A 12,073-nucleotide genomic window follows, 5' to 3' on the forward strand; every position below is an offset into this window, starting at 1 on the left:
TCCTCGTTCTTCAAATATTCCCGGGGGGTCCGGGGGGCTGGCCCCCCGGTGCGTCCGCCAGCCACAAGCGACATATCATGCCAAATTTTCTCGACATCCACACCACAGACCCTGCCGCCCTGCGCGATATCCTTTCCAGCGCCACCCAGATGAAAACGGCCCGGGGCACCCGTCCCAAGGGCACGCCCGACGATGACCTCCCCCTTGAGGGCCATGTCGTTGCGCTGATCTTCGAGAAGCCCTCGACCCGGACACGAGTGTCCTTTGACGTGGGCGTACGACAGATGGGCGGCACGTCCCTCGTGCTATCAGGCGCGGAAATGCAGCTCGGGCACGGCGAAACCATCGCCGACACCGCCCGTGTCCTGTCTCGCTATGTGGATCTCATCATGATCCGTACCTTCGGCGAGGATATCCTTCATGAGATGGCCGAACACGCCACAGTGCCGGTCATCAACGGCCTGACCGATAATTCACACCCCTGCCAGATCATGGCCGATGTGATGACGTTTGAAGAACATCGCGGCCCGATCAAGGGCAAGCGCGTGGCGTGGATGGGCGACGGCAACAACGTCGCGCAAAGCTTCCTCCATGCGGCTGCCTCCTTTGGGTTCGATTTCACCTTCTCTGGCCCCGCCCAACTTGACCCGCAGGACGCGCTGATCGGTACGGTGCGCAAAGCGGGCCAAGACGTTCGGATTGAGCGTGACCCCGCCAAAGCCGTCGCCGATGCCGACCTTGTGGTGACCGATACCTGGGTCTCCATGGGCGATGCCGAAAGCTCTCGTCAGCGCCGCCACAACCTTCTGCGCCCCTATCAGGTGAACGAGCGTTTGATGGAAGCCGCCCCTGACCATGCGATGGTCATGCACTGCCTGCCCGCGCACCGGGGCGAGGAAGTCACCGACGCCATTCTCGACGGCCCCCGCTCTGTTGTCTTTGACGAGGCCGAGAACCGCCTGCACGCCCAAAAGGCGATCATGCGTTGGTGCCTGGGCGCTTGATCAGACTATAGCGCGGGGCGGGTTTTCACCTTCCATTGTGGGGGCGTGGTAGGCCGTCAATTCAGGCTCCAGCCGCTTGAGGCTGCCGGGGCGATAGGGTTTGAAGCCTGCGCTCTTGGCCTCCATCGTCCAACGTTGGTGCACCGCCGGGTGGACTTCATCCAGCCTCATGGGCCCTGCGCGATCCACCTTTCGCCACCGCATCAGACGCTGGATGATCGATGGCCGGGGGTTGCTGAAATTATGCAACGGCCCGGTGGGGTCTTGCGCGGCGCGGATGGCGTCCATCCGGGTCGGGTCCAACGCAAGCCCCGCCGCATGCGCGCCCGCTGCGATCCATTCCAACGTGATGTTGGACAGGTCCAAGATATCGCCACCGCCGCCCACAGAGCCATGATCCCCGGCGAAGAACTTCTCTTGGTAGGGGGCGACATCTTTGGTGCGACCGGCGTTCAGACGGTCCAGATTGTCCCACCTTGTGGGCGCAAAGCTTGGGCGCAATTCATCTAATGCAATGGCGTGACGGGCGGCGCGCACAAGGCTCGACAGGTCGGCATCGTGAAAGCTGTAACTCCCCCCATTGAGCAGCGAGGCCAGCTTCAAATGGTTCGGTACACCCAACGCACCCACCGTGTCCCATACCCCAAGATAGGCGATGTTGATAAGCGGCGCCTCGGGCATCCCTTGGGCGGCGCGGTAGGCTGCTTCTGCGGCACTGGTAACCACCCGCAACGATAGCTTTGCGCGGAAGGCGTGGCTTTCGTCCGAGCTGGGGTGAGTCGTGTCGTCGTCGCGCCGGCGGTAACGTTCAATGGCCTCGGGCAGCAGATGTAATCGGTCACGATCCACGATCCCGGTTGATCGCACGAACCCCGCCAAAGATCGTGCCGTGAATGCCCCACGAGAAAAGCCGAATATGTAAATCTCATCGCCCGGTTCGTGCATGAACACCAAATGGCGATAGGCCTCTATGACGTTGTCCATCAGACCCCAACCGAAAGCGCCACCCAATATTCTATCGGTGAAACGCGCCATTGCTGTCACGCCGCGCCCGCTGCCCACGCCTTCCACATAGATCGGGATCTGTGGCACCCCGTCGACCCCGGTTGCGGCCATGGCGCGTGCCAAACGGACTACGTTTGTAGGGTCCTTGGCATCGGAATGGTTCCAAGTCCCATCGCATAAAATCACAATCCGTTTCACGGCGAACCTTCCCTAGCGTCACACCAAAGATGTGTCCGCCCCGTTCCGACTGCAAGAGCACCTTGCACCGCCCCCCAAAATGGGCCATCGCAGCAAGGCACCTCGTCGGAGATCGCCGTGTCAGCTCCCCCTTCTGCCCCGCAAAAGACGCCCTCTGGCCTTGCCGCGCCCGCGCCGCGTCTGGCGGTTGTCTTCATTCTCAGCGCGACGGCGTTCATCGCGGCCACGACGCTGATCGCCAAGGCCCTTGGCACCGATGCCCTTGGCCCGGCGCTGCATCCGCTGCAAGTCAGCCACGGGCGGTTTCTGTTTGCCTGGATCACCATTGCCTGTGTGGTGGCCGTGATGCGGCCCACCTTCGTGCAGCCCTCTTGGGGGTTGCACATCGGGCGCACGGTAACGGGGTTTACCGGCGTGACGTGCATGTTTGCCGCTGCGGCGATGATCCCTTTGGCGGATGCAACGGCGATCTCGTTTCTGAACCCGGTGTTCGGGATGATTCTTGCGATTCCCATCCTCGGAGAGAAAGTCGGCAAATGGCGTTGGCTGGCTGCCGCGATTGCCTTCACCGGCGCGTTGATCCTGATCCGCCCCGGCGCGGGAGCCATTGCCCCGGGCGCCTTGTTGGCCTTGGGCGCGGCCATGGCGTTGGGGTTGGAGCTGACGTTTATCAAACGCCTTTCAGGGCGTGAGGCCCCGTTGCAGATTCTTTTCATCAACAACGGGCTCGGCGTGGTCATCGCCACGCTGGCCGTGGCCGCGTTCTGGCAGCCGCCAACCATGGCGCAATGGGCGGGACTGGCGGGATTGGGGATCGTGATGGCCACCGCGCAGGCCTGCTTTGTGAACGCCCTGGCCCGCGCCGACGCCAGCTTTGTGACGCCGTTCTCCTACCTCACGCTGATCTTTGCGGCGGCCTATGACTTTGCCATTTTCGGCGTTTCGCCCACCGGGCTCACCTATCTGGGGGCCGCGATCATTGTCGCCGGCGCCGCCCTTCTGGCTTGGAGAGAGGCGCGGGCCGGAAAGGCCCCGCAAGCCCCGATCAGCGCCCCACAAGCAAAGCCCTAAGCGCCCCGTCCACAGGTTCCGCCACGGCCCGTAGATCACCCGAGTTCGTCGCCGCGAAAACCGCGACACCGGCGCTGGGGTCAATGTAGGCCACCGCATACCAAAACGTGTTAGAGCCCGCGTGAACAAGATTGCCGTTCTCGTCTACCCCCCATCCCATCGCGTAGCCCTCGATGCTGTCTGAGTAGCCGCGGTCGCCCGCCGCCGTGTGCAGCACCTCCCATGTAGCCGGGCTCAGAAAGCTTTCATCCCGCACCAAATGCGCCCGCAGATAGCGCAGCATATCGCCTGCGCTCAGGTGTACCCTCCCCGCAGGGCCCATGGCGGGGATGTTATCGGCCTCGGGCCCCTGCCCCGCAGACCGCACACCGCGCAGCAGGCGCGTTGCGTGGCCCTCGATCGCCGCGCCTTGGGGCGGGCCGAACCCGGCGCTTTCCATGCCGAGCGGCCCAAAAACATGCTCCTGCATCAGCTCTTCCCAAGGGGCGCCGCCCACAGCCTCCAGCATCGCGCCCGCCACCACGTAGCCTGCGTTTGAATAGACGAATTCGCCAACCGCCGTTTCCGGCTGGCTGTACAACATTTCGGCCACGTAGTCGTGGCGCGGCCCCTCGCCCAGATCCACCGCAGAGGCGCTAGGCAAGTTCGCTGCCATGCCCGACTGGTGGGACAGTAGCGCGCGCAATGGCGTATCGTGCCAATCCGCGTGCATCTCGGGGAAGGCATCGCCCAGAACCGCGCCGATGCGCGTATCCCATGTGATCGCGGCTGCCTCTACCATCCTCGCGGCAAGTGTAGCGGTCATGCCCTTGGTGATTGACCCCACGTGCCAGGCGTCGCCTGCCTGAACGGCGTCTTCCCCGTCCACCACGCGGTTACCGGCGACAGCCACCTCCATCGCCTCCGCCGTCACCCAGCCCGCCGCCGCCCCCGGCACGCTTTGAAGCGCCGCCAACTGCGTCGCGATATCCTGCGGCGACGCTTGCGGCACGTCTTGCGCCGCCGCAGATCCCGCCAGACCGAACGCGATTCCCAGTGACCGAACAAAATTTCGCATGCTCACACCCTCTGTTGTCCTCAAAACCACCCGCACCACCTTGCCCTCGGCCTCGCGGACCCCCACAATAGGTCTTCAAATCGCGGAGCACCCGCGCCATAAGCCCACGCTCATAAACCAATGCCGCGTGTGGCGGAACGATAGACCGGAAGGCACAGCTATGTCCTGGACCGATGAACGGGTTGAGACGCTAAAGAAAATGTGGGGCGAAGGCCAGTCGGCCAGCCAGATCGCCAAAGAATTGGGCGGGGTGACGCGCAATGCCGTGATCGGCAAAGTGCACCGCTTGGGCCTGTCCAACCGCTCGGGCGGCGGCGGCACGTCTGCGCCATCCAAGCCCGCGCCCGCCGCCAAGGAAGCGCCCGCTGCCAAGGCAGCCCCCGCGCCGAAACCTGCGCCCGCCGCAGAACCTGCACCCGCGCCCAAAGCGGCCGAGGCTCCTGCCGCAGCGCCCGCGCCGCGAACCAACATCATGCCCCTGCGCAAGCCTATCGCGCCCGCAGGCCAACCCCTGCCGCCGCAACCCTCGGCCAACGAGATCAGCCCAGAGGCGCTTGCCAAAGTTTCCGAGGTTGAGAAACACGCCAAGAAGATCAGCCTCATGGACCTGACCGAGCGTGTGTGCAAATGGCCCATCGGCGATCCGGCGACAGATGATTTCTACTTCTGCGGCTTGCCGGTGCAACAAGGCAAACCTTACTGCGAGGCCCATGTGGGCGTGGCGTTCCAGCCCATGTCCTCCCGCCGGGACCGTCGCCGCTAAACATATCAGGGGCCCGCGAAAATCGCGGGCCCCTTTGCTTTTAGGCTGGCCATTGCGCCGCTATGGGACGGCGGGCGGGGCGCCTTTGGCTTTAGCCAAACAGCGTCGCTCCCGGCCCGTCATATACCTTAACGTCCCTTAACGGCAGGCGCGGTTGACCTCGCGGTCCCGCAGACCGGTTTCCACCAACATGCAGCGGTCGCGGGCCTCGTAGTAGTAGCCACGCGCGTACCAACCGATGGCGGTGTCGATGTCCCCATCGCTCAACAACCACGCCCCGCGCAGGTAGCGGCCAGCGTATTCAAGGTTGGTGCGGGCATCCAACAGGTCATTGGCGCTACCCTGATGGCCCATCTGTGCCGCCGTTTCCGGTAGAATTTGCATCAAGCCATAATAGGGCCCGTTACGGGCATTGGCGCGGTAGTCGCTTTCGCGCTGGATCACCCGGTGCAGCAGCGCCGTGGGGATGTCGTGCCGGGCAGCGTATTCGATAACCAACGCCCGCATTTCAGCGGTCTCACCGGGGTAAAGATCCGGCTGGCCCCGCGTCACCGTGGGGGCGTCGTCTCGCCCCCCGCCAAAGCCTAGGATACCGCCGCCGCAGCCCGCCAAGGCCACACATAGGGCCATCACGCAAATCGCCTTCATTCGCTCTCTTCTCCATTGCCGAAAATCAACCGCTCCACGCCGAGAATAAACTCATCGGTCAGCTGTTGTTCGATGTCTTCGGGGCTATCGCCCGCCTGGATATCGGTGCCCAGTAGCTCATTCGCGCCGTCGCGCGCCAGTTCTTCCAAGCGGTCTTCTTCCGCCTCCAGCGCCGCGCGGGCCTCAGCCTCTAGGCGGGCCGTTTCCTCGGCCAGCTCGATCTCGGCCAAAAGCGCCAAGTCGGGCCCGATCGCGGGCGCAGACCACGGCCCGGTCACGGCAATCGGCACGCGGACCGTCGCCACCCCATCGGCGTCGCGCAGCACGCCGGGGATCAGCGTGTAATCGACCGTCATGGCCGCCAAATCAGCCTCTCCCGCGCCGCGCATCTCGCCCCATGGGGCGTCCAGCAGCAGGTCTTCGTTCTGCAATACGCCATCGCGAACGATGAAATCAGCGGTGACCCGATCATAGACCGTACGCTGGCCTTCTCCCTGAAACGAAGGATCGAAATTGCGCAGCATCCCCCCCAGATCGAGCCCCAATATCGCGCCCTGTCCCAGGGCCACATCGCCCTCGGCCTCTAGCCCATCCATGATGGTGTGCAGATCATTGCCCACCCCCAGAAATTCGAGGGAGGCCGATCCCGTCCCCTCCAACCGCTCATATTCCGCCATGGCGGTCAGCAGAGGGCGCAACGCCACATCGGATAGGATCAGATCGCCCCCCACCGACAGGCCGCCGCGTCCGTTTATCACGAATTGCCCCGCCAACTGCCCCTCGTAGGTGCGGATCGAGGCGATATCGAAGACCAACCGCCCGCGGTTGATCCTAGCCCTCAGGTCGATATCGCTCAGGGCGACAGCGCCCAGATCAAGGTTATCGGCCCGCACCGTCAAATCCGCGTCGGTTGCGAACAACCCCGAGACGTCAATGACATCCCTCGGCCAGCCTCCCCCCGTTTCGGGCGTGTCATCGCGGGCCTCCAGCAGGCCCGGCAAGGCGATCTCACCGCCGGTTATCGTGCCGCGTAACATCGGTCGGTCCTCTCCGGGCACCAGATCGGCGGCGACGCTTAGCAGGGTGTCATCCAACCTCACCAAACCTTCGCGCAGATGAACCGAGCCTTCTTGCGCCAGCCGCACATCGCCCGACACGGCGATCTGGTTGCGGCCCAAACCTGCGGGCATCTCCGGCATCGACCCGCCCGCCAGTGCGACCAGCGGGGCCAAATCCTCAGCGCTGAGGTTCATCGACCCTTCCGCTGTGGCATCCAGCGCAAACGCGCCCTCGTATCCGAGGGACCCGCCCTGCCACCGCAGCGTGGCCACCACCGGGCGAGCCTCTCCGGCGAGCAAACCCGACGCGCCGTCGATCGTGGCCTCCAGCATCAGCGGCACGCCGTTGACTTGTGCGTCCCCTTCAAACGCGACCGGGCCACCCGCGTCAGGCAGGCGCAACGTCGCATCCAATTGCGAGACATCCCAATCGGCCCCGCCTTCGCGGTCCAGATAGCGCACGCGGGCGTCGCGGATGATCGCCTCGTCAAAACCGATCTGCATTGACCCGACATCGCCACCGCTGGCCTCGGCTCCGCCCCTGGCGTTGCTCATATCCCAAGACATACGCCCGTCCTCGGCGCGCACCAACAGGATCTGCGCCCCCTCAAACACGGCCCGCTGCACTTGGATATCGCCCGAGAACAAGCCGCTCCACGCCACGCCCACGTTGACCCTTTCGGCCTCGATCATCGGGGCGGCGCCGGCCCATGTGGGGTTTCCAACGCGCAGGCCCTCGATCACGATGCCCAAATCAGGCCACAGCGTCGGCCGCGCCTCTCCGCTGATCGTTACCGACCGCCCCGTGGCTTGGGTGATGCGGTCACTGGCAATCTCTGCGATCCGCTCTGCGGGGATCAGCAAAATCGTGCCCGAAGCCAAAAACAACAGGACGACAACCGCGCCCAAAATTCTGAATATCCACCGCATTTTCTGCGCCTTATTTGCTCAATATCCCCAGCCTATCGCGGTTCAGGCGCTTCGCACATCCAAAACCTGCACAAACGGCAAGGCTTTGCCGATCCACGCGGGCCTTTCCTTGGCATCGCGCAGCGGCTATCTGGCAGGGCATGAGCCAGAACCCACCCCTTCTCCGCCCCGACTTGGCCCGCGCCCGCGTGCCCGATGATGCCCGCCCCGGTCAGCCGCGTATCGGCATGGTGTCGCTTGGCTGTCCCAAGGCCTTGGTGGATAGCGAACGCATCCTGACCCGGCTGCGCGCCGAAGGCTATGCGATCAGCCCCGATTACACCGGGGCCGAAGCGGTGATCGTGAACACCTGCGGCTTCCTTGATAGCGCCAAGCTTGAAAGCCTCGACGCTATTGGTGAGGCGTTGGAGGCCAACGGCAAGGTTATCGTGACGGGCTGTCTGGGGGCGGAACCGGAATATATCACCGGCGCTCATCCCAAGGTTCTGGCCGTCACCGGACCGCAACAATACGAACAGGTTCTGGATGCCGTCCACGGGGCCGTGCCGCCGTCGCCCGATCCCTTTGTTGATCTGCTGCCCGCGGCTGGCGTGAAGCTGACGCCGCGCCATTATGCCTATCTGAAGATTTCCGAGGGCTGCGACCACAAGTGCAAGTTCTGCATCATCCCCGACATGCGGGGCAAACTCGCCTCTCGCCCTCAGAAAGCCGTGATGCGCGAGGCCGAGAAACTGGTGGAAAGTGGCGTGAAAGAGCTGCTGATTATTTCTCAGGACACCTCCGCCTATGGCGTTGACTGGAAGGGCCGGGACGAGAAGTTTCCGATCCTTGGCCTGTCCCGTGATCTGGCCACCTTGGGCGCTTGGGTGCGCCTGCACTATGTCTACCCTTACCCCCATGTGCGCGAGCTGATCCCCCTGATGGCCGATCCCGCCAACGGGTTGCTGCCCTATCTGGATATTCCGTTCCAACACGCCCACCCCGATGTGCTCAAACGCATGGCGCGGCCTGCGGCGGCGTCCCGTACGCTCGATGAAATTCGGGCGTGGCGGGCCGATTGCCCCGATATCACCCTGCGCTCCACCTTCATCGTCGGCTACCCCGGCGAGACCGAGGAAGAGTTCCAGACCCTTCTGGATTGGCTCGATGAAGCGCAATTGGACCGCATCGGCTGCTTCCAGTACGAAAACGTCGATGGCGCCCGCTCCAACGCGCTGCCAGATCACGTGCCTGCCGAGGTCAAACAAGACCGTTGGGACCGTTTCATGGAGAAGGCGCAAGCGATTTCCGAAGCGAAGCTGCAAGCCAAAGTGGGCCGCACGATGCAAGTGCTAGTGGACGCCGTAGACGAAGAAGGCGCTACCTGCCGCACCATGGCAGACGCGCCCGAAATCGACGGCAACCTGTTCATCGACGAAGGGTTTGAGAACCTTAACCCCGGCGACATGGTCACGGTCGAGGTGGACGAGGCCAGCGATTACGACCTTTGGGGTACGCTTTCTTGAGTGCGGACGCCGGCAACGAACTTTCTGCCCTCATCTTGGATGATAACGATTTTCGCGCACTATCGGAGCGCATGGATGTGTTTTGCCCATTCGACGCCACCGGGATCTCCCACCAAGAAATCCGGCATTCCAATTTTCTTTCCTACATAATTGACCCGTCCCGCCCCCATGGGCTTGGTACCGCTGGCCTCGTCGCCTTCACCGACGCCCTTTTGGCGAATTCTGCATCTTCGCAGACTCGACTGCTGTTGCGATATGCAACTGATATGAACGTCGAGGTTCGCCGTGAGTGGCGAAACATCGACCTTTTGTTGATTTTTGAAGGCAGCGAAGGCAGCGCCCATGTCTTCGCCATTGAAATCAAGATCGGCGCGGCTGAAACAAAAGACCAACTCCCCAAATACGCCGGTATTGTTGAAGCTGAATGGCCCAATGCGATCAAACGCTATTTTTTCTTGACGGTGAAAGCGGATGAGCCCTCTGACGACAGATGGGAGCCCGTGTCTTTCCTGAGCGTCGTGGAAAACTTCGAACGCATGATGAAGACGCGCGGTACTGCTGAGGCTGGGGCAGACATGCTCAGAGCTTATGTTGCTATGATGAGGAGACGCCACTTGGACAACCCTGATTTGGAAGAATTGGCCACCCGCATCTGGGCGCGCCATGGTATGGCCCTGAACTACTTGATGGAGCAGCGCCCCAATCCCATGCGTGATCTTTCGGGGCTGATGCAGTCGCCCGAGGTCTTTGGGCGGGTCGCGAGCGCCGTCAAAGAACAGACGGGCCACCGAATTAAATTGGAATCTAGTTCCAACACCTACACACGGATTTCCGTGCCTGCTTGGGACCCCCATGGAAATATCGACCCGGATGATGCAGAGGCTGGAAAGCGTCTGCTCTTGTGCGAACTCGAATGCTACGGAAAACGCGTTCATGTGCGGTTTCAGATTAACCCCGGCGATGCTGCTGCCCGCGAAAGTATATACACTCGGATCAGCCAACATCCCACTGCCCAAACGGGCAGCAGCAAGAGCTTAACCGGCAAGTGGACGAGGCTAGCCGCAGAAACCATCCACTTGTCCCGCGCGCAGGACGACCATCAAATGAATCTTGAGCTGGAGAAGGTCGCGCCAAAAGTCCAATCTCGGCTTGTGGACTTTTTGGTGGAACATATCCCCCCATACACGGACGCCCTGAGCCGTCAAGAAGTCACCAAAGGGGACTGAGAGCAGCGCTGATCGTCTTGGGCCGATTCGTGTGCACCAACCTCCCGTGCCTATAACGGCGATATGGTTCGGTAACCGCCTAAAGCGCCTCCAGATAGGTGCGCACGCAGGTGGCGACGTGGCGGAAGCGGTCGCCGCCAAGGTGTTTGCCCCCATACCAGCGCGTGACCACAACCACGTGGTTGCGCAGGTCTTCACGCTCCAGCATTTGCAAGATCACTTGGCCTGCGCCGCCCTCTCCGTCGTCGTTCTTGAGCGGGCCGCCAGACAGCAGAACCGCCCATGTGTTATGGGTCGCCTTGGCGTATTTCTTCTTGCGTTTGAGCTCTTTCAGGAAAGCATCCACGCCCGCGCGGTCCGCCACGGCCCCGCCCGAAACCGCGTATTTGGAGCCGCGGTCACTTACGACCCCTTCAATCAACACGAACGTGCAGCCGTTTCATTCACCGTTCTGATCCGCGCCGCATTGGGCGGATGGGTGGCAAAGACCCGCGCGCCGGGGTCCGGCAGTTGGCTAAAGAACCGCGCGCCGATGACGGGGTCAAAGCCTGCACGGCAGGTCAGGATCGTGCCTAGGCTATCGGCCTCTAACTCGGCCCTTTGGCTGAATTCCGAGGTGCTCAGCATAGCCCCCCGCTGCGCTGCTGCGATGATCTCCGGCCTGCTTGCGCCGCGCCGCTGTGCCGTTGTGCCAAACACCTCTGCCCCGGCACGGGCTGCCGCCTGTTGCTGGCCAATGTGTTCGGCGATGTGGTGGGCGGTCTCATGGCCGATTACAAAGGCGAGTTCGTCGTCGTTTCGCACCGTTCTAATCATGCCGACGGTCAGGATGATGATCGGGCGACCGTCGTCGCGGTTGATCGTCTGGAACGCATTCACCCCGGCGCGGGGATCACGGTTCACCAGAAACTCGAAGTCGCAATTGAGCAGGGGCGCTTGGGTCCGGCACATCTGTTCGGCCACCGGCTCCATCCGCCGCGTGACCTCTACCGCGCGGGCGACGGAAACGGGGACACTCTCTGGCACCGCAGCGCTACCACCGCCGCCGTTCACGGTTGGCGTGGTCGTTACACAGGCGCTCAGCGCGAGGGCGGACAGAAGGGGGATAAGGGCGCGCATCGAAGTCTCCGGCAGGGTAGCCTTAACACTAGCTGCACCCGCCCCCGCGTCCAGAGCATTCCCGTTCACAGAGCCGTAAGAATGGCTATATTCAGGCCATGGAAAGCACGCGAATTCTCTATAATGACCGGTGCCCCATCTGTCGGGCCGAAATGCGTCACTACACCCGCCGCGCCGAAGCGGCCAATGCGTCCTTGGTGTTTGTGGATGTGAACAGCATCGACACGGCCCAATGGGCGCTGACCGAAACGCAAGCCTCCCGCCGCCTGCACGCAAAACTGCCGGATGGCCAAGTGATCTCGGGGATCGACGCCTTCGCCGCGATCTGGGATCACCTGCCTGGCCTGCGCTGGATGGCACGCACCGTGCGACTTCCCGTGGTGGGGGCAATCTTTGCGCTGCTCTATGACCGGGTTGCGGCCCCGCTCCTTTACCGGATGCATCTACGCAGAGAGAGGCTTGGCAACCCCACCGCACGCCCCTAACCTT

The 12,073-nt window shown here is 62.8% G+C and carries 12 protein-coding genes; 6 read left to right on the forward strand and 6 right to left on the reverse strand.

The features are described 5' to 3' along the window. Positions 1 to 77 precede the first annotated feature (77 nt). Positions 78 to 1,004 (forward strand): ornithine carbamoyltransferase, encoded by a 927-nt coding sequence (gene argF, locus K3728_15475; protein UWQ95072.1) that lies wholly within the window; start codon positions 78 to 80, stop codon positions 1,002 to 1,004. Here argF and K3728_15480 read toward each other — a convergent pair whose 3' ends face one another. Continuing rightward, on the reverse strand, positions 1,005 to 2,207 hold the full coding sequence (locus K3728_15480; GenBank protein ID UWQ95073.1) for a DUF2235 domain-containing protein: 1,203 nt from the start codon (positions 2,205 to 2,207) through the stop codon (positions 1,005 to 1,007). It abuts the gene before it with no gap. Between the two features lie 180 nt (positions 2,208 to 2,387). Between K3728_15480 and K3728_15485 the strand changes: the two genes are divergently transcribed. After that, the gene (locus tag K3728_15485; protein UWQ97586.1) at positions 2,388 to 3,278 is read left to right on the forward strand and encodes a DMT family transporter; all 891 of its coding nucleotides are present in this window, start codon (positions 2,388 to 2,390) and stop codon (positions 3,276 to 3,278) included. Here the strand turns inward: K3728_15485 and K3728_15490 are convergent. Continuing rightward, a complete protein-coding gene (locus tag K3728_15490; GenBank protein UWQ95074.1) occupies positions 3,253 to 4,335 on the reverse strand; it encodes a beta-lactamase family protein in 1,083 nt (360 codons plus the stop codon). The two genes, K3728_15485 and K3728_15490, sit on opposite strands and share 26 nt — an antisense overlap. Before the next feature lie 160 nt (positions 4,336 to 4,495). Here K3728_15490 and K3728_15495 point away from each other — a divergent pair, with 160 nt between their 5' ends. Continuing rightward, positions 4,496 to 5,098 carry a GcrA cell cycle regulator gene (locus K3728_15495; protein UWQ95075.1) on the forward strand — a complete coding sequence of 201 codons (603 nt, stop codon included), beginning with the start codon at positions 4,496 to 4,498 and terminating at the stop codon, positions 5,096 to 5,098. A 138-nt stretch (positions 5,099 to 5,236) separates the two neighbouring features. Here K3728_15495 and K3728_15500 read toward each other — a convergent pair whose 3' ends face one another. Beyond that, on the reverse strand, positions 5,237 to 5,746 hold the full coding sequence (locus K3728_15500) for a transglycosylase SLT domain-containing protein (protein UWQ95076.1): 510 nt from the start codon (positions 5,744 to 5,746) through the stop codon (positions 5,237 to 5,239). After that, on the reverse strand, positions 5,743 to 7,734 hold the full coding sequence (locus K3728_15505; GenBank protein UWQ95077.1) for an AsmA family protein: 1,992 nt from the start codon (positions 7,732 to 7,734) through the stop codon (positions 5,743 to 5,745). Before K3728_15505 ends, K3728_15500 begins: the two co-directional genes overlap by 4 nt. A 140-nt stretch (positions 7,735 to 7,874) precedes the next feature. On the opposite strand from K3728_15505, the gene rimO reads away from it, so the two are divergent. Both rimO and K3728_15515 read left to right on the forward strand, forming a co-directional pair. Beyond that, on the forward strand, positions 7,875 to 9,239 hold the full coding sequence (gene rimO / locus K3728_15510; protein UWQ95078.1) for a 30S ribosomal protein S12 methylthiotransferase RimO: 1,365 nt from the start codon (positions 7,875 to 7,877) through the stop codon (positions 9,237 to 9,239). Positions 9,240 to 9,274: 35 nt separating this feature from the next. Continuing rightward, positions 9,275 to 10,465 (forward strand): PD-(D/E)XK nuclease family protein, encoded by a 1,191-nt coding sequence (locus K3728_15515; protein ID UWQ95079.1) that lies wholly within the window; start codon positions 9,275 to 9,277, stop codon positions 10,463 to 10,465. Positions 10,466 to 10,544: 79 nt separating this feature from the next. Here K3728_15515 and K3728_15520 read toward each other — a convergent pair whose 3' ends face one another. Further along, entirely contained in the window at positions 10,545 to 10,889 is a 345-nt protein-coding gene (locus K3728_15520) for a YigZ family protein (GenBank protein ID UWQ95080.1), read from the reverse strand. Further along, a complete protein-coding gene (locus tag K3728_15525; GenBank protein UWQ95081.1) occupies positions 10,883 to 11,584 on the reverse strand; it encodes a M48 family metallopeptidase in 702 nt (233 codons plus the stop codon). The genes K3728_15520 and K3728_15525 overlap by 7 nt, the downstream gene beginning before the upstream one ends. Positions 11,585 to 11,682: 98 nt before the next feature. Here K3728_15525 and K3728_15530 point away from each other — a divergent pair, with 98 nt between their 5' ends. Continuing rightward, entirely contained in the window at positions 11,683 to 12,069 is a 387-nt protein-coding gene (locus K3728_15530; protein UWQ95082.1) for a DUF393 domain-containing protein, read from the forward strand. Positions 12,070 to 12,073: the final 4 nt, after the last annotated feature.

The organism is Rhodobacteraceae bacterium M385 (genome assembly GCA_025141835.1).
Lineage (GTDB): Bacteria > Pseudomonadota > Alphaproteobacteria > Rhodobacterales > Rhodobacteraceae > Gymnodinialimonas.

What these genes read in the sequence shown, in the direction of transcription:
- K3728_15495 (UWQ95075.1), top strand. Translation starts at nt 4,496, where the DNA reads ATGTCCTGGACCGATGAACGGGTTGAGACGCTAAAGAAAATGTGGGGC.
- K3728_15530 (UWQ95082.1), top strand. Translation starts at nt 11,683, where the DNA reads ATGGAAAGCACGCGAATTCTCTATAATGACCGGTGCCCCATCTGTCGG.
- K3728_15490 (UWQ95074.1), bottom strand. Translation starts at nt 4,335, where the DNA reads ATGCGAAATTTTGTTCGGTCACTGGGAATCGCGTTCGGTCTGGCGGGA.
- K3728_15500 (UWQ95076.1), bottom strand. Translation starts at nt 5,746, where the DNA reads ATGAAGGCGATTTGCGTGATGGCCCTATGTGTGGCCTTGGCGGGCTGC.
- K3728_15525 (UWQ95081.1), bottom strand. Translation starts at nt 11,584, where the DNA reads ATGCGCGCCCTTATCCCCCTTCTGTCCGCCCTCGCGCTGAGCGCCTGT.
- rimO (UWQ95078.1), top strand. Translation starts at nt 7,875, where the DNA reads ATGAGCCAGAACCCACCCCTTCTCCGCCCCGACTTGGCCCGCGCCCGC.
- argF (UWQ95072.1), top strand. Translation starts at nt 78, where the DNA reads ATGCCAAATTTTCTCGACATCCACACCACAGACCCTGCCGCCCTGCGC.
- K3728_15505 (UWQ95077.1), bottom strand. Translation starts at nt 7,734, where the DNA reads ATGCGGTGGATATTCAGAATTTTGGGCGCGGTTGTCGTCCTGTTGTTT.